This is a genomic window from Bacillus cereus group sp. BceL062 (genome assembly GCF_051780025.1).
GTDB classification, from domain to species: Bacteria; Bacillota; Bacilli; order Bacillales; family Bacillaceae_G; genus Bacillus_A; species Bacillus_A toyonensis.
Genome location: NZ_JBPWGY010000006.1, coordinates 78953 through 104338, shown reverse-complemented (window position 1 = coordinate 104338; position 25386 = coordinate 78953). Strand labels below are relative to the sequence as shown.

The window sequence follows — 25386 nt, the reverse complement described above, 5'->3', positions numbered from 1 at the left end:
ACCTTGGTTAATCTTTCTTTGGAAATATTAGTTTTTGGGGAATATAGTAAGGTATCTCAAAAAGAACAAGGTATAAAAAGATGTACTTATATAAACCAAAAAGTTAGCTGAGCTGGATAATAAAAATAAAGGTAGGAGATTTAAATGGAGACGAAACAAGATAACCTTATTTACGTATGGGACGCATATTGTGGATGGTGCTATGGCTTTTCAGAAAGTATTAAAGGATTTTACAAAAAACACACTGAAGTACCATTAACAGTTTTATGTGGAGGGTTATTTTTAGATAATTTACCAATGAAAAACTTCTCATATATAGAAGAGGGAAATAAAAGAATTAATCAACTTACAGGTGCAGAATTTGGTCCTTCATATCAAAAATTGGTGGAAGAAGGTACTTTTAAAATGAATTCGAAAGATGCTGCAATTGGTTTTTCGGCATTACGCTCATTAGCGCCAGACCGTTTATTAGAATTCACTTCGGCTATGCAAAAAGCGTTTTATTTTGAGGGACAAAGTCTAAGTGATCCTGAAACATATCGTAAGATCGCAATTGAGCATGGTTTGGACCCTGAACAAGTGCTAGAGCGTTTAAACGCTCAAGAAACACTAATAGATGTCCAAAATGATTTCAATAAAGTTCGACAGCTTGGTGTTAATAGTTATCCTTCATTACTTTTACAAAAGGAGAATCAAATTATTCCTATTGGTGGTGGGGTAATGACGCCAGATAAAATTGAAGCGCGTTTTAAAAATTTATATTAATGAATTTTAAGTTACAGTATATAACATTTAACGTTTTAAAAAAGACTAGAATTGGATGGACTGAAACCTTTTTATAACAGTCGGTTTCAATTTATTTTTAAAAAGAGTCCAATTTTAATTTTACTATCAGCTATAGTAGCAAACATGTTAGCTTACGCAAACCGACATTCATCTCTCGCCTATTTGCTGATGCTATCACACTTTCAGGTAAATTGAAGAGGGAGCTTCTGTCGGAACAAGATAAAAATATGTTAACTAGTAAATAACTTTAACAAAAGGAGAATAACATTCTATGTTTAAAACAATCGATACAAATCAAAAAGATGTGAAATTGACGATGTTTAGTTCAGACGAAAAAAGTTTTATGGTCACTGCAAGCTTAGTTGAGAAATCGGGACATGCATTGTTAATAAACTCAAAATTTACTCAGTCTGATTCGAAAGAAATTGTTGAGTATCTGAAAAAAAACGATTTATCTTTAGATAAAATCTTTCTCATTCATGGGGATCCTGATTACTACTTTGGATTAGAAAGTATTAAAGCAGCTTACCCAGAAGCAATAGCGTATGCTACAGAGTCTACTGTTGAACATATTGTTCATTCTGTCTTAGGTAAATTAAAAGTTTGGAAAGACGCCCTAGGAGAAAACGCACCAAGTAACGTAGTATTACCTCAAGTGTTTAAAGAAAAAGCTATTGATTTTCAAGGGTTAACATTTGAACTAGTAGGCTTAGATCATTACAGAACTAGCTTATTTAATAAAGAGCTAAAATTATTAATTGGTGGTATTGATGTATTTAACGAAATACATGTATTCTTAGCGGATACTAGCTCAAAAGCGGCAATGGAGGCATGGATTGAAAACTTGAAAGTATTACAAGCATTACATGCTGACATAATTGTACCTAGCCATGGATCAATTGAAAAATCTTTAAATAATCAGGCACTTACTGCAACTATGGATTACCTAAGAACTGCGGTTCAAGCTTCTGAGGAAAGTAAAACTTCAAAAGATTTTGTAGCGAAACTTGAAGCAGCATATCCAGGTTATGCAAATAAAGGTGTATTAGAATTAAGTGCAAAAGTTGTAACAAAAGAAATGCCTTGGGGCTAATGCAATGAATAAATATCAAAAACTATTACATGAAACGTATGTGTTAACTGGCGAAGGAAAATTGGATGCGTTCAAAACGTATTTAAGTGAAAATGTATCTTGGACAGAAGCTGCTGGGTTTCCATATGCAGGTACTTATATAGGTCCAGATGAAGTAGTGAAAAATGTACATGAACGCCTTGGCACGGAATGGGATAATTATAGCGCTAAAGATGAAATTTATGCATTTAATAACAATACTGTTATCGTTTATGGAAAATATAGTGGAACATATACAGCTACAGGGAAATCGTTCATAGCAGATTTTTGTCATCTTTATGAATTTGATGAGAACGATAAGGTTAAGAAGTTTATTCAAATTGTGGACAGTGCAACTGTTAATGAGGTATTAAGGTAGAGTTAATTGTTACTAACATATCTTGTATAAGGAGTAGTGTTAGGTTGAACTACTCACCACTTAACGTCCTTACGGACTTTTTGAAGTGGGAGATTCCTGCGAACACCGATGTATCCACCGGTTATCTTAGCAGGCTCTACCCGTAGTCCCTACGGTGAGAACATAAGTATCTTGTACGTTGACGCACCACACTCCCTACTTTAGCTTGGTTTTCGCAACTTCGGCAAGCATGGGGCGATAGAACGTTGAAGATTTTACGGTTGCAACGTTTTTCTGCAACCAACCTCATATCTTCAGTTTTCGAAGAGCAATCTGTACAAGTAAATGATAGCAAACATGTTGGCTTATGCCAACCGACATTCATCTCCCACCTAAAATTGGTGTTTCACACCTTCACATTTTTGAGGAAGGAGTCTTCTGTCGGAAAACGATAAAAAAATTTTCCTGACATTACATTTTGGGGAAGGTTTCTCCTTCTTCAAGCTTTTTATAGAAGAAAACTTATTTAAGTAAAAGAGGTAGGTATATATGAAATTAGAGAAAAATTTAATAGTAATAATTATTTCTGTGTTTATTTTAGGAATTGTGTCGACTTTGATATTTCAAGCTTCCACCGGTAATAACAAAGCTAACTCAATAAAGAGTGAGAATGTTGCCTCAGTATCAAAAGAAGCGACAGAAAATGAAAAGAATAAAAAGATGGTAGTTGATTTCTATAATGAAGTTTTTAATAAACATAATATCGATATTATTCCTAAATATGTAAGTGAAGATTATAAACAACATAATCCTTTTGTTGCTGATGGACGAAAAGCCTTCATGGATTTCTTTAAGGAGGATTTTGTTAAAAATCCTAATTCCTCTGCAGAGATCAAACGTGTAGTAGTAGAAGGAGATACAGTTGCTCTTCATGTACATTCTCGTACTAATTCTCAAGATAAGGGAGTTGCTATAGTGGATATATTTCGTGTAAAAGATGGAAAGATTGTCGAGCACTGGGATGTAATTCAAGAGATTCCAAGTGAGACAGCTAATGATAATACTATGTTTTAGGTAGAAGATATATTTAATGTTTGTTTAATTGTTAGAGCTGTATAGGGTCTAAAGATTTAGATAAGTTATGTATAAGATAAATAAAATGAAGGAGATGTCTTAGGGGTGTTACTAGGACATCTTTTTTTGTTCTTGCTTATCCCTGGAGCATGCTCTTTTTTTCGGTCAGCATTTGTTCACTATGCAGTTTATTGGGATAAAAAGGTTCAAATAGTATCTATAAAATATCGAGCATGGGGCACAGGTCCGGCAGCAAATGCAAGATTCGTTCATGTTGAGCTGTGTGAGACAATTGATGGGAAGTTAAATGTGGACGATTCACTACAATTTAAGGTGCACAATAGTATAGGGAAAACATATTATATTACGATAAATGAAGTTTATGTATATGTAAGATAACTGTATTACTACAGTGAAGTACACTCATAGGAGGTAGTTATGTGTTTGATAAAAATGAAATACAAAAAATAAATGGGATACTTCAAGCTAATGCATTAAATCCAAATTTAATTGGCCCTACACTTCCCCCAATCCCACCATTTACTTTACCAACCGGTCCCACGGGTCCAACAGGAGAGACAGGCCCAACGGGAGGAACGGGCCCAACAGGAGAGACAGGCCCAACGGGAGGAACGGGCCCAACAGGAGGAACGGGTCCAACAGGAGAGACAGGCCCAACGGGAGGAACGGGCCCAACGGGAGGAACGGGTCCAACAGGGATGACGGGTCCGACAGGAGCAGCTGAAGGTTGTCTTTGTGATTGTTGTGTTTTCCCTATGCAAAGTGTCTTACAACAACTTATTGGAGAAACTGTGATTCTTGGCACTATTGCAGACACACCCAACACGCCCCCACTTTTCTTTCTATTTACTATCACTTCCGTGAATGATTTTTTAGTTACAGTTACAGATGGCACCACAACCTTCGTGGTTAATATTTCTGATGTAACAGGGGTAGGCTTTTTACTACCAGGACCACCTATAACATTACTTCCACCCGTCGATGTAGGATGCGAGTGTGAATGTCGTGAACGACCAATTAGACAATTACTGGATGCGTTTATCGGATCTACAGTAAGTCTTTTAGCAAGTAATGGTTCTATTGCAGCAGATTTTAGCGTGGAACAAACAGGACTTGGTATAGTACTAGGGACATTACCTATAAATCCAACTACAACCGTTAGGTTTGCTATTTCAACTTGTAAAATTACAGCTGTGAATATAACCCCTACTACGATTTAGTTCATATCTTTCGGAAGTATCTGTTGCTACTCGATAAGAAAAGCACAGTGGATTCTTCGATTGTTGGAAAGCGCATTGTTTCTAAAGTTAACAATCTACGTTTCTACAATGCTCTATCTTGGCAGGATAAAGAAGTGGCTGTTTTTGTAGATGCAGCTTTAGGGTTTACTATTGATGCGAAAGTAAGTGTAGATAGTTCAATACAATATAAAGTTCACAATAGTAAAGGAAAAACATATTATGTAACAGCAAATGAAGCTTTTGTGTATGTGAAGTAAAATAAGAGCAGTCCTTAATTGGACAGCTCTTATTTTTTATAGGTTAAAGGGGGACACCTGGAATGTGTGGATCATCTGGATACCTTGCAAATTCCAGGTGAAGCACTGTATTTCCTTGCTGAATCACCCCCACAAAGTTAATGCCCCATGTGTTTATTTTGACGGGAAATCCAGGGTCGGCTGGTGTAAAAGGATCGCCCGGAGTCGTCACCATTGCGTACTTCATCGTCCGAACCTCCGTCGTTAACTAGTTCTCAGCAAAAACATCCATAAGAAGGGGATACGTCACGATCGCAAGTATTTTGGTAATGCTGTACCGCTATAGTTACAGTTTGCGGTTCGTCTGTTTGATTAAGTGCAGAAACTTGAATGAAGTCCGTGTTCGTATTACGGAATAAAGGCCTGATGTATAGGTTTGGTAGAGAGGCCCACAATGACATTCAAAGTCGCATTTTTTACGCTTCTTCCGGTAGCACTTATGTGACCGATTTTAATAATAGTTTGACATATTAAGCATGTACCTTCTTTTTAGTACATGTTATGTGAAGAGTGGGAGGCATGATTTGACAGTAATATGGAGTTTGTGTAGATAGTGAGGAGGGAAGAAGTGAATAGAAAAAACCATCTCAAATAGAGACGGTTTTTTAGTGCTATCTTTTTGATGCTCTATATCCTGCAGCTTGTGCTTCAGCTGCTGAACAAAACATTTCTTCAGCATTCGTTTTATCATAAAACTGTTGACCAGGCATATGATAAATCTTTTCGCCTTTACTATTTTTATTACCTTTAATATTACAAGTGCCATTTTGTTCTGATGCTTGATTTGTTTTTTGCTGAGGAATTGCTTCTTTTTGTTTATTTTGATTTTGTTGCTCTTGTTGTTTCTTTAACTCTTGTTGTTTTTGCTGTTCTTCTTGTTGCTTCTGAAGTTCTTGTTGTCTTTTTTGTTCAGCTTCTTGTTTCTTTTGTTCTTCTTGTTGCTTCTGAAGTTCTTGCTGTTTTTTTTGCTCAGTTTCTTCTTTCTTTTTCTCTTCTTCTTTTACTTCCGTTGCTTTTTTTGCTTCCTCTTGCTTCGTAACAGTAGTAGCTTTTTCAGTTTTATCATCATCTGAACCTTTAGCACAAGAACCTATTAAAATAATTAATAAAATAATAATGCCTAAACACCCAAAGCATCCGCACCCTCGGCGTTTTTTTTCTTCGTTCTCATTTGCTGACTTTGCCATTTTTATCCCCCTATGTACTGTAAATTCAAGATTTAGTATATCAGATATCGAAAAGGAATTTTACATAAAGTTTATTGATAAAAGTAACTTTTGTAAGAAACACTATCTCTATGGAGGTGTGTCTATGTTATATGTTTTTCTAATCATAACAGGAGTACTTTACATTTCATGGTATGTCTACAAAAGAAGAAAAGACCGTCATTTATACCAGCTCATCGCGCGTTTTAATAAAGATGAAGAGTTTAAACGTACTTTAGCAATGGGGCTTTATTATCGATTTATGAAGCCGTTAGAAAATGAAAAGTGCTCATCAGTATTTATACGTCAAACACCATTGGAATTTGAAGTATTTGTTGCTGATGTAATTGAAAAGTATTATGGTGGTTCTGCATTAGTTACAGTAGCCACAGGTGATTATGGTGTGGACTTTGAACATACGGTAAACGGTGAATTATATCTTGGCCAAGTGAAGTGTTTGTGTAGCGACATGTCCTATAAAGCAATTGCTCTGGTGCATAGTAACATCGCGAAAAAAGGGGCAAAAGGCGGTTATGTAGTATCAACAGGTGGTTTTTCAAAAAATGCGAAGCACTATGCTGAAGAACTGAATGTGCAGCTAATCGATGGATCAAGATTGGCTGAAATGTATATGGAATCCATTGAGGGACATCCGTTACCTCAATACGTGCTAAACCCTGCTAGTAATTAATCAGCAGGGTCTTTTTTTGTACCTCGTATAAATCATCGACTCTACAATCGAATATTTTTGCTAACTCAAATGCTCTGTCTACTGGAGGATAAGACTTGCCAGTTACATAATTACTTATTTGATTCGGGCTTATATTTAATTGCTGTGCAATCCACTTTCCTTTTAGTGCATTGCTTTTTAATAATTCTCCAATGTTACTTTTCAAAATGATCATTATCATCACCTGTTGAGTTATTCCATCTTGTAAGGTAAATCACCATCCAAATAAAACTTGTAAAAAAATCAAAATTAAATTTGTATAGACAAGAAAAATTCCTTTTTCTAGGTCATATACCTAAATCGAGACCTCGAGGAATACCAAGTGGAATCAGGGACAATAGAAAGGGGGAGGGAGCACATGAGTTGACAATATTCACATTGTAATGAAAAAGACCTCTATTTCACTGTAAAGGAATAGAAGTCTTTTATTCGAATGTTTCTCTTTGTTCAATATTATAATTGCATTTTAGTAACTTTTTTCGTCTTTGGATTTACAGCAAACCATCCTAATGTAGCCGTATGATCGGGATGATCTTCATACACTTGGATAACAAAATTACCATTCTCATCGTCGTTATTATATTGTACTACTAGATCTGCTGAGAAATTAAATTGTCGTCGTACAAGTTCTTCAGCTTCGTGTTTAGTTATTTCACCTGTATCTGCGACTGTCTCTTGCTGTTTCTTAGTTTCTTCTTTTGTTTTTTGTTGTTCTTGTTCCGCTTTTTTCTTTTCTTGCGCAGCTTGTTCTTTTTCTGCTTTCTCTTTTCTTACCTTTTTCTGTTCATCTTCATGTTGTTTCTTCGCTGTAATTGCTTCATTCATTAATGTTGTTGCTTCACTTACAAGTTGTGGTGATTCTTTTCTATCAGCTATTGTTTTGAAAGCTTGATAGGCTTCATCATATTTTTGTTGGCTTAATAAATCTTTCCCCGATTGAATTTCTTTATTTGTTGATTCTGTTTGCTCTTGAGAACTCTTAGCCGTTTTGATGATTTTATCTGCTTGTTCTTTTGCAGATTTGAATATTTTATCATCCGCTTTTTCTTTCGTAACTTTTTCAGCATTTGCAATTGCCACTTCATATTTTTCTTCTTTTAATGCAGTAGCACTGTCTTTCATATCATTTGCTAATCGAATGTATTTCTGAATTTCATCTGTTGATTTATCCTTTGCAGCTTTTTCGAAAGAGTTAACAGCATCTGCATATTCACCTTTTTCTATTGCCTTTTTACCTGAATCAACTTGCTCATCATAAACTTTTGAGCTGCACCCACTTGCTACAATTAACAAACCTAAAACTGTTGCCATAACTTTTTTAACAACAAGTACCCCTTTTGTAATCTGTATTTTAATTTATTTGGATATACATATCAACGAGAGGGACTCTATTCCTTCGAGATATAAAACTGTGAGTATGTTGGAGTATTAAGTCTCTTATAGGTAATGTCGCATGTCAATCAATTTAGGATTCTGAAGTAGCGCCGAAGTGTCTAATTAGTTGTTATTTTCGTTCTGAGGAAAAATGTATTGTAAACTTGATAGCGAGGGGATACCACACACTTTTTATATGATAGCATTATACCAATAACTAAAAGATAAAAAGAAGGTTATACAAAGAAAATAGCTCTGTGTTTGCAGGGCTATTTTTATTTGCAGGAAATTTATAACCATCATGGAATAGTGTCACTAGGAGGTGTTGTTACGGTATGACGGACGAGATTGTTTATTCTGCTATTGAAGTATACAAACGACTAAGAATAAGTGATAGCACCCTTAGAAAGTACATGGAAGTTTTGCAACGAGACAAATTCACCGTAAAGAAGGATAATCGTGGTAGACGTCAATACAAAGGGCATGACGTTTGAGAAGGTAGCGAAGATGATTGCGCATTGATTTGAAATCACCAATCAAAATGTGGAGTCAGATGAATCCGAAGAAACGGACTTAATCCCATTCCACATCCAGCAGTAGCTTTATCAACAATACAGTGTTATGGTGCAAGAGATGAATCAGGGTATGGTAGCGATGGAAGAATGATTAAGCGAGTAGGCGAAGCAAAGTAATGAGGAAATCAAAGAGAGCGTAGAAGCGTGGGATGAAACTCTGATGAAAACACTACGTGAGATGCAGGAATTTCGGGATGAGGTTGTTGCTGCGAAGCAGAAGAAAAATTCGTGGTGGAAGTTTTGGTGACAACAAGGAAATTCCCTTGAGAGAGTAGGATTCTAACTTGCCCTTGCTACCGATAATGATGCGTTATGTTAAACCCACTGAAAAAAGTATATTTTCAATAAAACATTAGGAGGAATGTACTGATGTCTAATGAAGTTTTACCTTTTACAGTAAGACTAGCTACCTCAAAAGATTTTGGGGAGATATCAAATATAAACAAACAAGTCCAGCAGTTACATATAGAAGGAAGACCAGATATATATGCTAAAACTTCAGTTTCTTTGGATCGCAATGCATACGAAACATGGCTTAACGATACAACCATTGAGATATTTGTAGTAGAGGACAATGATAAAGAGATTCTTGCTTACATAATCTTAGATATTAAAGAACCATCCGAAAATCCTAAGTTAGTTGAACGAAAAGTTCTCTTTATACGCAATATTGGTGTAAGTGAAATCTGTCGAGGAACAGGAATAGGAGAAATATTAGTTCAAAAAGCATTTGAGTATGCTAAAGAAATACAAGCAACAAGTGTAGAATTAAATGTTTTAGAATTTAACAAGAAGGCTATACGATTCTACGAAAAACTAGGATTTAAAACACAGAGTCAGCAAATGGAATTTGTATTATCTAACGCTTAAAACTAATTCCTATATCGATAATCATGTAAATGAGCTAATGGTGGTTCTGGTAAAGATTTTTTGCAAACTACGCGCAGGTAGAAAAGTAGAAATGTATACTTTTCTACCTGCATTGTGTTACTTGATAAGTAGAGAAGTGGGAGAAAATCGTAATGGCAGAGTTTTCTTGTCCTCTTTTTTATATTAATCTTTAACATAAAAAGCTTTAGGACTTTGCAGAGATTTTTCTACCTCTGCTGGTGTGAGAATAGGATTGGGAATTGATGGTACTGTCGGAAACATTAGATGATTTTTACGTTACTATGACCTTCAGGATCATTTGGGCAGCAAGGTGGACACAATATATTTTTAGAAAGAAACACTCCTTTCAAAATCCATTTCGACAAAACTATAAAAATATGAAAGCGATCAAATGGATAGTGAAGCAAGAGCTGCCTCGTATCTCTATTGTAGCATTCTACCTTGAATTAAAGTCCGAATAAAATGAATATTCGCTCTAAATGTGAACATGTTTTATATTATAACAATCTAAAAATATGTATTGAATCCTATGCCAATGTAAAACTAACGGAAGAAGAGATCAAACATATCTATCAAACTATATTGCGAGTGAACATTATCAATAAGATTATTGAAAAGAAACATGTGAAATATTTACACAATAAGTTTGCTAAATAATAAGAAACCGAGGAAGACACATGTTATGTTGTAATAGGGTTTATCGGAAGCTCTGTAGTAGCTATTTGCCTTAACATGAAGTATTATAGTTAAAAAGTTATTCCTAAATTTGGTAATAGGAAAATTGATTAGAAGTTTTCTTTAATAATAAAGTCCATTTCAATTGAAATGGACTTTATTATTAAAGAAGTTTAGTTGAATGCGGTTCTATTTTGTTAATAATACATTTTTATTGAACAAAAAACTTGATTAAAGATCGAATTTTCTTAATAATAAGTATAAATTTTATAAAAATGTTATATAATCCCATGGAATAAAATGTATGATATATTTGGATTGTAATATATAAAGTTAAGAGGAGGATTTATCGTGAAAAAGTTTAGAAAAATAATGGGTTTTGCGTTAGTAAGTGGAATGGTAATTAGTGGATTGGGGGGGATTGGTATAACTCAAGTAAATGCCGATAAAATGAAAACGCATTCATATGTAAAGGCACTCCAAGCGGAACCAATTAAAAAAGGGATTGGTGGCCGAGCAATCTTAAATAGTACAGGTTCAGTTTTAACTACCAAAGTAACATTACCAGAAATCAAAAATAGTAATGGAACACTTAAAGCGAAAGGTGGCGAACTTTATATTTATTCTGGTTTTTCTGGTCCGGTGGAATCAGATATTGGATTTTTGTATAGTGAAACATATAATGTTTGGAAACCCTATATGAAAGTAGGTGAAGATAAATACCCTATTTATATTGAGGGGAAAGATGAGTTTACGAACTTGAATGGCTTTAAACCAGGAACTGAAGTCCAACTTACGATTTATAAAAACTTAAATGGCAACACTAGGGCAACCTACTGGGGAACAAACGGAAAAGGCTATACAGGAAGATTAATTTCTGAAATCAAGAATACTAATATTAGTAAAGTTAACAATTGGAAAGCGTTATCTACAATTGCAGTAAAAGATGATAGTCAAACGAAAAATATTAAAGTAAATACCCAATATAGGGCTACATTTAGTGATATTTTAATAGATAACAAACCTATTAATCCTATTAGTAATGCTACTGAATTTGCAAAGATCTATACTAATAATAATAAAGTATCAATTGATATTATTGAGAAAAAGTAGTTTTTAAATTATTAATTAGATATTTATAATCAGTGTATTTATTTTGTATGTCAATTATGTAATATAATTAAAGTAATCCAATACTAAAAAATCAGATTGCAAAAGGACAAACCTACGCAGAAACATGGCGGATGTTTGTCTTTTTTGTTTAAGGAGGAAAAAGTTATTGGGAAATCGTTATTTTTTATCATCAATTCCATATCACTCTAAAGGAGGTTTATCACACATTGTACTTTTTTCTATTGTGGGAAAAGAGTTGTATGTAAAGTGTAAGGCCTATGTTTTTATGCGTATGGAAAAGTTGTAGCTTCAAAGAAAACGAAACTACAATTTTTTATTTTTGTATAATTTTTTTATGGGAGAGGTACTGGGTGAAGATAAAGTATTTTAGTAGATTTGTTTTATTTTAAGTTTACTTCGAATGAAGGGGGGATTTGTTAAATTCACTATGTTGTTCATTTCCTTCTTGATTCATACTTGCTTGATAAGAGGAAAATCCTTTATACGTTTTTCTTTTCCATTGCCACAAACCATTACTTTGATCGAAATCACCATAGTAATGATTGAAATCAAGTTTGTTTCCGGCGTTTTTATTAAAATTATTGCTAATAAAAATACGGCTATTACTTGCATAGATATGGTTATTGGTAATTACATTATTGCGGGTATCATAATTTAATTCGATTTGTCCACTCTCTTGATCTTTTATGTCATTTTTATAAATAATATTGTTCGTGATCGTGTTATTTTCGGCATTTCCTTGCTGGTTGTCATATCCACCAATTGCAATACCGCTCATTATATTATTGGAGATAGTATTGTCCCTAACAGTAATTTGACTTGCACTTTTCCCTGCATGTTCGCTGGCTACTTCAATACCAAGGTCGTTTTCATAGCTTTGATTTTGCTCAATGATAATTTCCTTCCCACCATCCACATAAATACCATCAGTTGAATATTCATTATAACGAGTATTATTGAAAGATGAATTATGATGAACGATATTGTTACGAACAACTCGACTTCGTGCTTGATCTAAAGCAGCTACTGGAGATACTCCTTCATGTCCAATCAGAACAATCCCGATGTTGTTATCATGTACCTTGTTATTGGTAACTTCAAAAGAATCTACATTCCCATTCACAGCAATTGCTTCACTAAGTCCTAATTTTAAATTTGCTACTTCGTTATTATCTAAGACAATATGATTTAAATTATTTTGTGCATAAGATGAAGTTCTATATACAGCAATACCATGTGCGTTACCATTCGTTTCAATGTGATGGATATAATTATTTCTAATCTCGATATTACTCCCTGTTCCGGTAATATAAATACCAATAGGGGTTTCGTTAACTTTCATTGATTTTAAATTGCGAAATTCTAATCCTTTTACCTGAATATAATTTTTATCTTCTATGGTAAATAATCCATCATCCTCTAACTTGACTTTAGAACCATCGAGAATTACCTTTTCATTCTGGTAATTTTGAAAAGTAATCGGTGCTCCTGAGGATCCTGAATGAGTTACATGTACTTTTTGGTTATAAATTCCGCCTCTTATGTAGATTGTGCTTCCTTCTGTGGCGACGTTAGCAGCTTTTTGAATGGTAGCGAAAGGTTGATTTAATGTGCCGGGGTTGAGGTCACTTCCTGCCGGAGATACATAGTAATCTGTTCCAGATGTAACATTGTTATTGGATTGTGCAAAAGTTGGTGTTGGAATTGTAAAAATTAACATACTTAATGAAAGTATCAAGATAAAACAAGAATTTTTTAATGATGGTAATATTGCTTGAAATTTCATCATTTTCCTCCTCCTTTTTTATGCATTCCTTCTCAACTATATAGTTGAAATTGACGATTTATAACTTGTATCAAAAAAATAATTATCTTAGATTTTGGAGAGGGGCTTGTGCACTAATGGTTAGAGAAAAAATGAAAGAAGTACCATAAAATTCTAATAGGCGATAAAGCTGAATTTTTAGCCCTATATGCAACTTAACTGGTGAGCTAGATTACTTGGCTCATGGATTGAATGTATTGGATATAATTAATGGCTAATGAAGCAATCTTTAAAAAACGGCTTCCCTTAAAGCATGGCACCATTATAAAAGGGAATGTATGATAATAAATCCTAAGTACGAATTCAGAATAAAAGGGGATACATGGGGTGTTTTTCGGTGAATTATAGGAGGGTGTAGAGAGTGGTGAAATTTTTTATTTAGGTAGATTTTTTTGTATAGTTATATTTATCTACTACATTATGAATTCAACCTATTAATACAAAGTACACAGCAGTAAAAGTAAAGCATGCATACCATGTCACAGCTAATCAATTATATGTATATATAAGATAATTACAATCAGTAAAATTAAAATCTATATAAGGGTCTGTTTTTACTGATTGTAATTGATTCGCACTATCTAGTGAAAATCTAATTTCCACCAAATTAATATTTTCGAGTATTCTCGAAATGAAAGAACAAACTATAATCTTCATAGGGAGATAAAAAGCTTTTTATTTCTTGACTAATATCTTCTAGATTTCCATATATATTATCTGCGGCTAATTTAACTTCCTCATCAAAATTATACAGCTGTTCATCTACATAATCGAATCCCTCACAGCAATTATTATGTATCAAATCAGATATATATGGTTGTATTTTCAATACATTTTCTTCATTTATCGTAAATTCCTTCCATAACAGTCCCAGTATAATTTTTACGGGTAATTTTTTATCATACGTTCCTTTTATGTTTTTTAATTTAGATACAATATCAACTAACTTATCGTTACTGGATAAAGAAACTTCTATAATTTCATTAGAAGGACTATCTAATGTTTCAATTGTATGGTCAGCCCACTCAATTACTTCAGTTTTTGAAAATAAACCAATTTGTAACCCTATCCTTAAAACCTCAGCTATTACTTTTATATTAACCATATATATAACTCCTTAGAATTTTTGATAATTATATACCACATTAACCTAAACCTCAAAAAGGGTATTGCTGTAGGTAGTAAACACAAGAACTATAAAATCGGGAATCCCTCTACATTGCCATCAAGCTAAAAAATAAAATACCCTAAAATCAGAAAAAATGAGCTGAGTTCTCATAAATAACTGTTGAGATATAAAATTTTCGTTTTGGGGTTATTTCAAAATTTTTTCTTGATGGGCATGGGGTAAACTTAAATGAAAGTGAAAACTAATGCACATGGTTAAGGCCATTTTAGATGAGCTGACCAAGCCTGAGGAAATGATATCGAGCATATGTGGATGGGATAAGGGGAAAATTCTTGGAAAAAGCCTTAAATGACGTAGGTTACATCTACAGTAACCAGGACCCGAAAAGTTGGTTATACATAGGTGAATCCTAATTCACCAAAAGGGAAATCATCTTCATATGTATGTGAAAATAATGTGAAGCTAATTGCATCTGATTATATGATTCATGGGAAAAGGCGTCTTTGGATCTATATCTGGTTCTGTGGTAACCTTATTTGACCTTTCCGGACCGACACCTAGCCTACTTGGAACAGATAACGTTGAATTCATCTATTTTCTCGATAGCTACTATAAATTAGCTTGCTACAAAAATATGTATATATCAAGGGGGAACTTATGGATTTTTGAATAATTCATACGAAAAAATGAAATAATAATAGTATAACACCCCTTGGCTATTGCATTGTATATGCTCAATATAGTAAACGTGAGTCAAACAGTTCAGACAGTTAAGTAATGGTGAATATCGCATCAACGAAATAATTCGTTGGATGGTTGCGCGGAGATTACAATTTATATGTGAAACTGTATTATGCGTATTAAATATTTTTAATAAGGAGAAAAAAATGAAGATAGAAAATATAGCCCGAAAACTAGCTGAACTAACATCTAATTTGTCATCACTTTCGCCAGAGGATGAGGAGTATCTGGAAACCATTCGGCGAATACTTGGTTACAACTTGCGTAATAATCGGCAAAATATATCAGCGTTAATGCTACAAGCTACTGAATTAGAATTTACTCCTTCAAATTCGAAAATTGAGGAGTTTAGGAAGTATGCAGTATCGGAATTATACAAAGAAGATAATTATCTCATTCGGCGAATTGAAGGTGAAGATATAGTACCTGTGGTTGGAGTACAGATGGAAGATATTCGATTGCCGTTCAATCCAATTCAGACGTTCGACGAAATAAGATGGAATCAAAAACGAGATGAACAAATCGGTCCATTTTTGTCCGAGGAGGGTCGTTCTATATGGTTTGACTTTTATTACTACGAAGACAAATTAACAGTTCGTTCTCAAAATGGAAGTATCCCTTACTTTTTGTTTTCAAAAGCAAAGGAATATCTCTGGTTAGATACTTTTGAGAGTACCCAAACCGTTAGTTTGGATTCTGGGTATATTTGGATATTAGGTAAGTTGTTTACGAATGACGCAGGTGATAATGAATATCTTGGTTTTAATATCAAAGGAGGAGATTTTTCCTTAGCAAATAAGAATAAATGGAATGATCAATATTTGGATTTTGAAGGAAGCTTTACAGGAAAACTAACAATCCAGTTAGTGCAATCAGAAAAAAACAATGCTTCTTTTGAAGGCTGCAAGGCAGCGCAAAGTATTGATTTTCAATATCCTAATGAAGTTACATTTGAGTGGGAAAACGGTAAACTGAAAGGTATTACCTCGACTGAAGGGGATTTCACGGGTTATGGAAATAAATTAAAATTCTCAAACTTTACCTTGCCTGCAGAATATCCGCATGGACTAAATCATATTTTTATACCTTGTGAAATTGAGCCAACCACATGGGTTACAGATTTTTCGCAAAGTCGTATTTTTGATGCTAAGGGTAAAGCGGATATCAAAAAAGCCTTCTGGGCATTGCCCGTTGTTAGGGTAAGTAATCCTGCCACGCTTGGTGAACCAGAAAATAATGGCGGGTGGGGACTACAATTATCATCGGAATTATCAACAAAATGGATTGGGTCAGATGAGCAACAACCCAATGCAATACTACATGATACTTTGCTTCTACTTTATCCACAAGCATTATTTCTGTACAGTGAAAAGACTACTATTGATGTTGCTTCTACGAATAAAATCAAACAGGATTTTTCATGTTGGCAAATTTCATCAGAAAATCATGCCCGTATTCCGCTATTGCTGAATTATCAAGACGTGTTTCCTTTGATTTATTATTGTCATGCAATTGAAGGTGAAACTCTGCTTGTAAGTTGTATGGGACAAATCCAACCGGATCGTCCAGTATTTGCGGAAGGTTCACATATTACTATGCAAGATCTGAAAGGATGGGTTATCTTCCAGGATAAGAAGGCAGAAATTAAGATTAACGCTCTGCTCGGCAACGAAGGCGCCCTAAAAAAACCTTTTAAACCCCTTGCCTTGGAAAATGCCCTAATGGTCGTTTCTCAACCAACCGACTTAGTATTGGAAGGTATATTGACTGCAACAAATCATAACAGCATTGAAAAAGGACGAATAACCTTATTACACGGATTACTCCAATGGAAGCCAATCCTTCCCGATCCTTATGTCAGCAATCTTCAAGGAGGGTGGAATATTGACAGACCGAGGACATTTTCCTCGAAAGTTTTTGCTCAAACAAGTTGGGAGCAACCGGACAAGCCAGTCGTCACTTTCAAAGGCGATCTGTCCTTGTTTTTGGGTGTGGGCATCAAACAGTCCCAAAAGCCCACTATCAATTCACTTCCAGTTCAGTTAGATGAAGAAACGCTTGAAAAAATAGAAGAAAACGCAATAAAGGGGAAACGAAGAGAGGAAAAAAATCAAATTGATGGTTTGTTTGACCAAGTTGAAGAAATATTGTCGGGTTGGAAACTGTTAGATGTTTCCACCAATATGGATTTGATTGGCGTTTCGATAAGTCCTTCGCTTATGAGGGGAAGAGATACTTTGCTTGCCACTACAGTATTCGCTAGTGAAGTGTCATTGAACAAAGCTTTTGTGGTCAAGGAAATGGCGGTAAATACCCCATTAAGTGCGGTTCATGCTTTCACTGTGCCGCAGGTGCAGTGGGAGCCTGTACGAACGTTGCCGGAAGACCAAAATACTGCTTTAGGTTGGTTTCCTGAAAATTTAGGCTCGGCGACAGACGGAGGGCCGACACGACTTATAGGATTTAATCAAGAATTAGCCCCTATCATTCCTGATGTTGTGGTTCGGCAAATTCAAAAAAGTTTCACGGATGGAAGCCCTGCTACCGCACTGACGACGCTTTCATTTGGTTTGAAAACCATTTTTCAACTTTCACCGCAAAATAATGCTTCTCGCAACGCAGATTCGTTAGACATTGTGCAGCCAGCCTTCCCGCAAAAAGGGATGCAAGGAGGCATTCAAATTAACTTAATGGCGGAGTCCGGTAATCCGAGACCAAGAAAGGATGATAATCGGTCACCGGGATTTGAAGGTTTTATGGCGCAAACACTCAATGGATACGAATTATTCACGGGTACTGAGTTGGGTATTAGTGTGCTTGGCGCAACCTATCAATCAGATGGGTCCGTTGAATCCCAATTTAATAATGAGTTTTCGCATACAGGTTGCGCTCCATTCGTACCTGTTACCCGATTTAATCTTTCTGGCTATGGAGAATCCAATTTCAGCGAATGGGATAATCCAGAGGGATTAGCTTCCATTGGCAAAGTGCAGTTTAAAATAATGGTAGGTCGTACTGCTTTCGAGGTAGTGAAATTTATATCGAAAATATACCCTTGGGGTTCTAACGTAACCCGCTCTGTTGTCATTGAAAGAAGAAGTGGAGGCGGGATGATACGCAAGGATAGTGGTTGGCAATCGACGCAGGCAGGTATATTTGATTTTAGAACAAAGCAAATACCTAATAATCCTTATCAATTTAGTCCTGGAATTTTTAGAGGCTGCTTCGATTTAAAAAATATCCGCCCCGCCTCAGATAATATTATTAAGTTCAACGATCCTGCTAATGGTAACGACATAGAATTGGCCCCTGTTTATTTCGATGCTAATGTTCAACTTGATGGGCAGGTGGATGGAAGTACTTTCTCCCAAGGTATACTGGGATTCATACAGTTAGAACCTAAACCTGATCCTAAGACGAATCTTCCAATCGAACTTTCAGTAGCTGCTTTGCAAAAACTGATTGTCGACCAAGGTGCGATTGGTGGCCCTATTGATACCATGCTCAACGTAGGTAACTCTGGATTGAGGTTCAGAGCAACTCGATTTGAAGTGGATGTTGCAGATAATGGAGGCACACCTAATTTTATTGGAATAGTTAGGGGGCAGCCTGCTTTACCTAACAACGGCTCATGGTCGGTAATTAAAATGGCAGCACCTGGAAACACTGCCGATCCACAGGAAGCCGTTACCGCTGATGTATCCAGAGGAACGCCGTTGTTTATAGAAAACAAATGGCTTCCACCTTCAGGTAATGTGATGATCGTTGATGGACCCGTCGGATCGTATCGCTTTGCTGATCCTGTTGATTTGTTTGCGCCTCAGCCACGCTTCGACTACGGCTTTATGCAGAATACTGGTTCGCAGGCGTTTCTGTACCGCCGCCCGGTTATTGTACCTGGCACAAACGAAATATCATCAAACTTGAAACCAGCCTTTGCAGATCCCTTTGCTATGCTAACCAGCAAAGGTGTTTTTCCGCCGATTGCCAATGCAGTCGAATTTCCCACTACTAATTACAAGTTACTCATTCAGCCTGGTACAGGGAAATTTCAACTGAATACACCCGTAAATTTGAATAATCTTCGAGCCCCTTTGGTGGTGGTACAAGATGGGTCCGACCAGATTGCAATAGAGTACGACCAATCGCAACTAAAGATTGATTTAAACTTCGATGACTGGAGTGTCGAACTAGACAACTTCTTTATTTGGACTAGTCTACTCGGTATCTCTAAGTTTTCAGGCACACGTTTTAGCTTACGTGCGGGAACTACTCGACAAGCTAAATTGGTAAACGTTCAGTCCCTTCTTAAACCGGAAATACAAGATGCACTTAGTTTCTTACCAGGGATGGGGAGCCCTGAAAATGTGGATGATATTGATTTGGGAATGACGAATGCTAATCATGAAGTAAAGATAAAAACGGAGTTCAGAACAGATAATCTTATTAAAAAACCTTTAGGAGAAAATCTTAGTTTACAACTATTTGGAAATGCTGGGGTTGATTCGCAAATATTCGATCCAAATACGAAGGTATTGAAGACAACTTTTGAAACAAAATTCGGTGCGGAATTGCAAGGCAAAATCGGCAAAATTCATTTCATAACTTATGGTGGTGATATAGAGGTGGGTTTCAGTTCAAATGTCCCATTTTTTCCAGATCTTAATAAGGACAGCATGAAATCCCTTAAAGTTGATGGATATGTAGGTTATGGCGTAGGAGGAAAAATCGGACCTTTTGACGCTGAAGCATATGCAGCAGCCGGCATTGTTTTCGCTGTTGAAAATAACAGTGCAAAGGTTGGTTTTTTAGTAAAGTGTGAGGCAAAAGTAGAAGTTAAAAATATAGTGAATGTCGATATATCCGCCGATTTAAATGGCGTATATAATTTTGGTGCTGGGGAAATTGAAGCTTATGGTGAAGCTGCTATCAATGTTTCCATATTTCTTGTTATTGATATTAATGTTTCTTACCCGTATCAAGCAACGTTAAAACTGTAAAGGAGAATATTATGGCAACTATTCCTTTTAAATTAACTCTTGCTCCCTACCTTCAACGATGGGATGCGAAAACAAATACTTTATCAGTTCATCTTTTGGTTATGCCGAATGGAAACCCGTTTAATCCGCTTGGATTTGGGGCGGATTTTGGTCCCCCATTTGCGGAATGCAACTTGGTTTTTAAAGCATTTATCTCCAAAAATTGGGGACAAATGCCGGGCTTTAGCGAGGTGGACACGACTGAAATCCTAACGCCATCCTTGCCAGCAAATCGTCATGTACTCTTCAACGGGTTGGCGGCTCAATTTAATATCAAAGAAAAAGTAGTTCCCGATCGAGGACAGGAGTTCATGGTACGAAAACATCTGATGAGTACATATACAAACTCATTCGCTTTTGTCACACCAAAAACTAAGCTGGCATCTACTGATGATACCTATGCCTGTTTAGTGAATTGTATGCCGAAAAAGCCTCCCACACCAAAGCTGATTGATGATTCGGTAAGTTGGTCTGAAGTGTTGTCTTTTGCCTTACGCCAGCCAAGACTCGCACGGGAAATAGGAATAGTTTATGAATTAAATGTACAAGTCAATCCAACCGATTTGCTTAAAAATGGTGGCTGGTTGTTCATTAGCCTTGATACTTCAAGTGATTACGGAAACTTTACAAATACCGCTGGCTTTTTGAAGGTGTTTGGAACCCGAATACCTGCGCTCCAATCGGATGTTAGTCGGCAGTTATTTACGCCTGTACTGTTCCCAGTAGTGGATGATCCGACGATAACAGTGCTTCCCGGAAATTTCGATGAAGCCTTTCTGGAAGCAAGCCGTTTCAATGATGGTTTCGCAAAAATTGTTCACGGCGGTCAAGCAAAATACCGGAACCATTTGGAGGAAGAAGGAAACGGCCCAGCACCCATTCGAGAAGAAGGGATTCAACTAGCCTGGGATGATGAAGATATTCTGATTGCTCAAAATCGTCAAATTGGTTGTGAACCCGAAACTATGAGTGTGCCAGCTGAAGCTCCAATGGGTGTAGTTGGCTACCGTATAGATGTGAGGGAAGCAGGAGAAACTGATTGGCATTCATTAAGCAAAGTGACTACCAATCAGTTCCTTTTTGCAGGTATAAACTTTGGTGCTATGACTTGGGAATCAAGAACTGAAGTTTTCCCATCCACTATTCAAGAACAGTTTTGGCTCCCATCCTATTTTACCCGTTGGAAAGGGAGTTCGTTGGTAGTAACCGATCCTGATGATATGCTTTTGATAATGGGAAGAGAACGTGTAAAACCTTTATACTACCAATCGGAAGATGCGAATGAAGTTCCACTTCTATATGGAAAAAAATACGAATTCCGGGTACGTATGGTAGACACAACCAATGGAGGTCCAGTCCTTGATGATCAGCAGTTAATACCTGGCGAATCGTCTGTATGTAATGTTCATTTCAAAAGATTTGTACAACCTGGTCCGGTAAGATGGCCCGAACAAGATCCTAATCCGCAAAATGCGACACTGGACCATTACACGATTAGCAGACCTAGGATAGACTTGCCGCAGGCTTTGTATACTGCTTATCCCAATGTTTATGCGGAGTTATTAGCTATCCAGAAAGGCAACAGAGTTCCTGGCGTTTCCGATGTTACCGACCCCTCAGTGACGGATATTGATACGCCAATCTTATCCATTCGGGTTTTGGTGAAGGTACCTGATTTTGATCCTTATCAATTGGAAAAAGACAATGAGGGGTATGTGGAGTGGTACAAAACAACCCGATTATTTCCCGCAGATTTGAACAGCCCGTATGAGTTGGATTTGAAATTTACGGATTGTGCTTTACTGTCAGATATTGATATAAGCGTACAAACATCTCCGAATCCAGACGGATCTTTACCAATACCAACTGCAAGGGATGTAAAAATAGAGTTAAGGGCAGAAGGAGAAGAAAATTATGACTACTTTGGAAACGAACGTTCCAGGTTAGGAGCTATTTCAACTATTACGTTGCATAAATTAGCCACATCCGAAGTCGATTTTCTATTACCTCAAGCACCGCAGGATATCATCCGTTCTATTTTTTTGCAACCAACAAATTTAGAACAGGAAACCCAACCTACGGCTGTAGTCCTGCAAAACCAATCTCTGCCGGTTCTAGTCCAGCGGCTTGCGGGTGCAGTTGGATTAGTTGCAAATGATACGACTCTATTAATGCCGCCGGGCGAACGGGGCATATTCGGTTGTTCAAAGGGCTTGAAACACTATTTACCAGCAAACAACAGCAGTTTGGTTTTAATGGAGCCGAGTGAACTTGCTAATCAATGGATTAATGTACTTCATTGGGAAATCAATCGGGACTGGACATGGAAGGGTTTTGCAGGCCTCACTTTTAAAGTTGAAAGGCAGATACATCTTAACGGCAACTCGTATAGCGAATCTAGGCATTTGGTTGGAGAGGTCAGGATGATGCACGCTGTGACGCCGCTAATTGCAGAAGAAGAAAGTCCGAATCGAGATAGTAGTCATTTTGTTTTTATTGATGCATTCCAACCACCACTTGGAACGGATGAAAAACCCTATGAAGTTCAGGTTGAATACTTTTTAACAGTTCTGTTTGAAAATGGAGATACATTCGAAGGGGAATATCAAAATCATCTGCCAATTGCAATTCCACCAAGGCAGATACCAAAAGTGATTTCGGCAGGAATAGCGCTTAGTCCATATACTATTGGTGAAGGGTACGCTAGTACCGGTGAAAGGCGAAAAATGCTTTGGCTAGAATTTGAGGAAGCCCCTATAGACAACCGTGATGCCTACTTTGTTCGAGTGCTTACGAAGACAGCCGACCCGATGTTGTTACAACGTTATCAGGCATTATCGGAACCATCTGGCTATGAGCAATGGTCGCTTAATCCTGAATTGATACGAGTTATATCTCCAGGTCAGGCAGATGACTTTGCTGGAATGACTGCAATGCAGCGCCTTATACCTGCGCAAGACTCGGATCGCCATTACCTGGTACCTTTACCACCAGGAACTTATCCGGATTCACCTGAATTATTTGGCTTTTACACGTATGAAATTCGCGTTGGGCATGACAGAGGCACACCTATCAGTCCCTTTTGGAGCACAGCACAAGCAAGGTTTGGATCACCTGTTGTGCTTGATGGTGTCCAACATCCATGCCCTCCACTACGGTGTAATGTGCTTCGCGTAAAAAGTGGAATTCTTGCTTCTGCGGCGTACGCACAAGCCTTTCAACAAGGAACTAACATTCAAGCCTTGCCGCCCAATACTCAAATTTGGTATGTATTGTATGCTCAAATCAACCAGGCCGACGGTAGTACCATGAGAAATGTTGAATTAGATAAGAGATTAGGTCGAATACTTTCGAGGAGAGAAGTAAGGGAAATCCAGAAAATGACAGGTGTTAACATTCAGAGTGCAGGAAATATTTCTTATGCTATAAATCGTCAAGCAAGCCAAAACTTACAAGCCCCTATACAAGGACATACACTTTGGCAACAAAGCGAGATAGTAACTTTACTTGAAAATATTGGTTTACCGGAAGACACTCCATTGAGTATCTTAGGAGTGGAATTGCTTCCAGAGCCGAATGGAAGCTTTACCGATCCACTGGGAGCTGATGTTGGACAAGTAAGAATTCTAAGAACTTCTGCATTGTATCCTGTTGGTAATTTGTGTTGCTAATTGCCGAGATATTGAAAGAGACCTTGCGAGAATAATACCGTCGACTATAGTCGTATAAGGTAATAATTTTAGAATTTTATCGCTAAGTTTATCTGCAATGAATAGGTAACAAACATGTAAAAAACCGGTGATTCTAATGTCGATTGATTTTTTGAGTATAAAAACAATTATACATCAAAGTCCAATCTTATTTTATCTAGCTTGCATTTGGTAGTAATCAAATCCTAATTTCTTGGTGTTGTAAATGAGAAATTAGGATTTTTATTTAGATAATATACATACGGCACATAAGGGTGTTACCTATAAATTGGGTGGGATAGATTATAAGGACCCTCTTGATTATCTAATTATCTCTCGACTAGACGTTAAAAGAATTGTAGTTATCGATGAGATTGTTGACAACGCTGTTAAAAAAGTAAAAGTCTCACTAAAAAATGGACAGTCTGTTGAAATTCCTGTAGAAGCTGATTTCGATATCAAATTTTTAAATGCACAACTAAATAGTTCATGTGTAACTACTGTTTTAATTGGCAGTAACATTTATCAAAAGTTTGAAGTTGTTCTAATTAAAGAAGAACCGAAAGAACCAGATCAACCGACAGATCCAGTTACACCACTAGCTGAAGGAGAAAATAATAATCCAACAACATAATAATTAGATATAATGAATGAAAACATGATAGGATATTCCTGATATTATTTATGGGAGGGGAATAGTTTGAAAGTTTTCTATCATGTTTCAAATGAAAAATTAGAAAAGGGTATGATATTAAGGTCTACGTATGGAGAAACTGTATGCAACGAAGACTTCTTTAAAGGTAATTACGATGGTTATGCACTTTATTTGAAAGAAAAGATATTTGAGGAGGTTAGAGTTGAAGAATTTTCAGTACTACCTTCTCGTATAAAATCAGTTTATTTAGTAACAGATTTAGAAAGCGCGAATAAATATAAAAAAGAGTACGAAAAGAAATATATTTACGAAGTGGAAATTGAAAATGTTGATGATTCTATAAGCGTAGATATGAGTTGGATGGATTTAAGTATGTTTCAACGCTACGAGGTAGTTAAGGAAATGGCGAGGTACTATTATAGTAATAAAAGTGTTAACGACCAATCTTGTGATTGGGGTATATATGAAGGTGCCGAGGGGAAACTTGATTCATTTTGGGAGACCTTGCATGAAGGGAAAGTTACCGTTAAACGTTTGATACCAAGCGAAGAATTATAGATTAACCCAAAGAGAGGCGGACAATCGTCTCTCTTTTTATTTTGAAAGGAGCTGAACCAATGCAAGAAATTCAAGATTTAAAGCAAGAGGTCCAACAAATTAAGTCACATCAAAAGGATATGCAACTTAGAAACACGTACCACTGTCAACGAAAAGGATATTGTAAATATAAATAAGTTTCTAGATAAAATTAGTGCCAATACTACATGGATTCTCCGCATCATCATTGGGGCAATTTTAGCAGGTTTATTAGAATTACTAATGAAAGGTGGCATGTAA

At 36.4% G+C, this 25386-nt stretch carries 17 protein-coding genes and 5 pseudogenes; 16 read left to right on the top strand and 6 right to left on the bottom strand.

Going from position 1 to position 25386, the window contains the following annotated elements; genetic code table 11:
* The first annotated feature begins 144 nt into the window (after positions 1-144).
* From ACS2MN_RS15690 to ACS2MN_RS15665, 6 genes and pseudogenes are all read left to right on the top strand, one after another.
* Positions 145-765 carry a DsbA family protein gene (locus ACS2MN_RS15690; RefSeq protein WP_098805737.1) on the top strand — a complete coding sequence of 207 codons (621 nt, stop codon included), beginning with the start codon at positions 145-147 and terminating at the stop codon, positions 763-765.
* A 292-nt stretch (positions 766-1057) separates the two neighbouring features.
* Positions 1058-1879, top strand: coding sequence for a cytoplasmic protein (locus ACS2MN_RS15685; protein WP_346994650.1), 822 nt, complete (start codon positions 1058-1060; stop codon positions 1877-1879).
* A gap of 4 nt (positions 1880-1883) precedes the next feature.
* Complete coding sequence (locus tag ACS2MN_RS15680; protein ID WP_053446117.1) at positions 1884-2276, top strand: nuclear transport factor 2 family protein; 393 nt, start codon at positions 1884-1886, stop codon at positions 2274-2276.
* A 528-nt stretch (positions 2277-2804) separates the two neighbouring features.
* Entirely contained in the window at positions 2805-3329 is a 525-nt protein-coding gene (locus tag ACS2MN_RS15675) for a nuclear transport factor 2 family protein (protein WP_346994649.1), read from the top strand.
* A gap of 126 nt (positions 3330-3455) precedes the next feature.
* Positions 3456-4570, top strand: a pseudogene (locus tag ACS2MN_RS15670) (exosporium leader peptide-containing protein).
* Between the two features lie 32 nt (positions 4571-4602).
* A pseudogene (locus tag ACS2MN_RS15665) lies at positions 4603-4848 on the top strand (N-acetylmuramoyl-L-alanine amidase); the annotation flags it as partial.
* Between the two features lie 43 nt (positions 4849-4891).
* On the opposite strand, the gene ACS2MN_RS15660 reads toward ACS2MN_RS15665, so the two are convergent.
* Both ACS2MN_RS15660 and ACS2MN_RS15655 read right to left on the bottom strand, forming a co-directional pair.
* Positions 4892-5074, bottom strand: coding sequence for a hypothetical protein (locus ACS2MN_RS15660; RefSeq protein WP_087949435.1), 183 nt, complete (start codon positions 5072-5074; stop codon positions 4892-4894).
* 424 nt (positions 5075-5498) lie between these two features.
* A complete protein-coding gene (locus ACS2MN_RS15655; protein WP_346994648.1) occupies positions 5499-6074 on the bottom strand; it encodes a sunset domain-containing protein in 576 nt (191 codons plus the stop codon).
* A 124-nt stretch (positions 6075-6198) separates the two neighbouring features.
* Between ACS2MN_RS15655 and ACS2MN_RS15650 the strand changes: the two genes are divergently transcribed.
* Positions 6199-6783 (top strand): restriction endonuclease, encoded by a 585-nt coding sequence (locus ACS2MN_RS15650; protein ID WP_346994647.1) that lies wholly within the window; start codon positions 6199-6201, stop codon positions 6781-6783.
* On the opposite strand, the gene ACS2MN_RS15645 is transcribed toward ACS2MN_RS15650, so the two are convergent.
* Both ACS2MN_RS15645 and ACS2MN_RS15640 read right to left on the bottom strand, forming a co-directional pair.
* The gene (locus tag ACS2MN_RS15645; RefSeq protein ID WP_346994646.1) at positions 6773-6997 is read right to left on the bottom strand and encodes a helix-turn-helix transcriptional regulator; all 225 of its coding nucleotides are present in this window, start codon (positions 6995-6997) and stop codon (positions 6773-6775) included. The genes ACS2MN_RS15650 and ACS2MN_RS15645 overlap by 11 nt on opposite strands.
* 278 nt (positions 6998-7275) lie before the next feature.
* On the bottom strand, positions 7276-8133 hold the full coding sequence (locus ACS2MN_RS15640) for a hypothetical protein (RefSeq protein ID WP_346994645.1): 858 nt from the start codon (positions 8131-8133) through the stop codon (positions 7276-7278).
* A 398-nt stretch (positions 8134-8531) separates the two neighbouring features.
* Between ACS2MN_RS15640 and ACS2MN_RS15635 the strand changes: the two are divergent.
* The 4 genes and pseudogenes from ACS2MN_RS15635 (at position 8532) to ACS2MN_RS15620 (ending at position 11450) form a co-directional block, all read left to right on the top strand.
* Positions 8532-9018: pseudogene (locus tag ACS2MN_RS15635) on the top strand (DUF3967 domain-containing protein).
* Positions 9019-9140: 122 nt separating this feature from the next.
* The gene (locus ACS2MN_RS15630; protein WP_346994644.1) at positions 9141-9641 is read left to right on the top strand and encodes a GNAT family N-acetyltransferase; all 501 of its coding nucleotides are present in this window, start codon (positions 9141-9143) and stop codon (positions 9639-9641) included.
* Between the two features lie 323 nt (positions 9642-9964).
* A pseudogene (locus ACS2MN_RS15625) lies at positions 9965-10319 on the top strand (nuclease-related domain-containing protein); the annotation flags it as partial.
* Between the two features lie 369 nt (positions 10320-10688).
* Complete coding sequence (locus ACS2MN_RS15620) at positions 10689-11450, top strand: YrpD family protein (protein WP_346994643.1); 762 nt, start codon at positions 10689-10691, stop codon at positions 11448-11450.
* A 412-nt stretch (positions 11451-11862) separates the two neighbouring features.
* Here ACS2MN_RS15620 and ACS2MN_RS15615 read toward each other — a convergent pair whose 3' ends face one another.
* Positions 11863-13257, bottom strand: coding sequence for a right-handed parallel beta-helix repeat-containing protein (locus ACS2MN_RS15615; RefSeq protein WP_346994704.1), 1395 nt, complete (start codon positions 13255-13257; stop codon positions 11863-11865).
* A gap of 646 nt (positions 13258-13903) precedes the next feature.
* Positions 13904-14401, bottom strand: a complete 498-nt coding sequence (locus tag ACS2MN_RS15610) for a hypothetical protein (protein ID WP_346994642.1) — start codon at positions 14399-14401, stop codon at positions 13904-13906.
* Positions 14402-15312: 911 nt separating this feature from the next.
* Between ACS2MN_RS15610 and ACS2MN_RS15605 the strand changes: the two genes are divergently transcribed.
* From ACS2MN_RS15605 to ACS2MN_RS15585, 5 genes and pseudogenes are all read left to right on the top strand, one after another.
* Entirely contained in the window at positions 15313-20166 is a 4854-nt protein-coding gene (locus tag ACS2MN_RS15605; protein ID WP_346994641.1) for a hypothetical protein, read from the top strand.
* An 11-nt stretch (positions 20167-20177) separates the two neighbouring features.
* Positions 20178-23876, top strand: a complete 3699-nt coding sequence (locus ACS2MN_RS15600; RefSeq protein WP_346994640.1) for a hypothetical protein — start codon at positions 20178-20180, stop codon at positions 23874-23876.
* 307 nt (positions 23877-24183) lie between these two features.
* Entirely contained in the window at positions 24184-24528 is a 345-nt protein-coding gene (locus ACS2MN_RS15595) for a hypothetical protein (protein ID WP_346994639.1), read from the top strand.
* 66 nt (positions 24529-24594) lie between these two features.
* Positions 24595-25107, top strand: a complete 513-nt coding sequence (locus ACS2MN_RS15590) for a DUF2441 domain-containing protein (RefSeq protein WP_346994638.1) — start codon at positions 24595-24597, stop codon at positions 25105-25107.
* A gap of 59 nt (positions 25108-25166) precedes the next feature.
* A pseudogene (locus ACS2MN_RS15585) lies at positions 25167-25386 on the top strand (hemolysin XhlA family protein).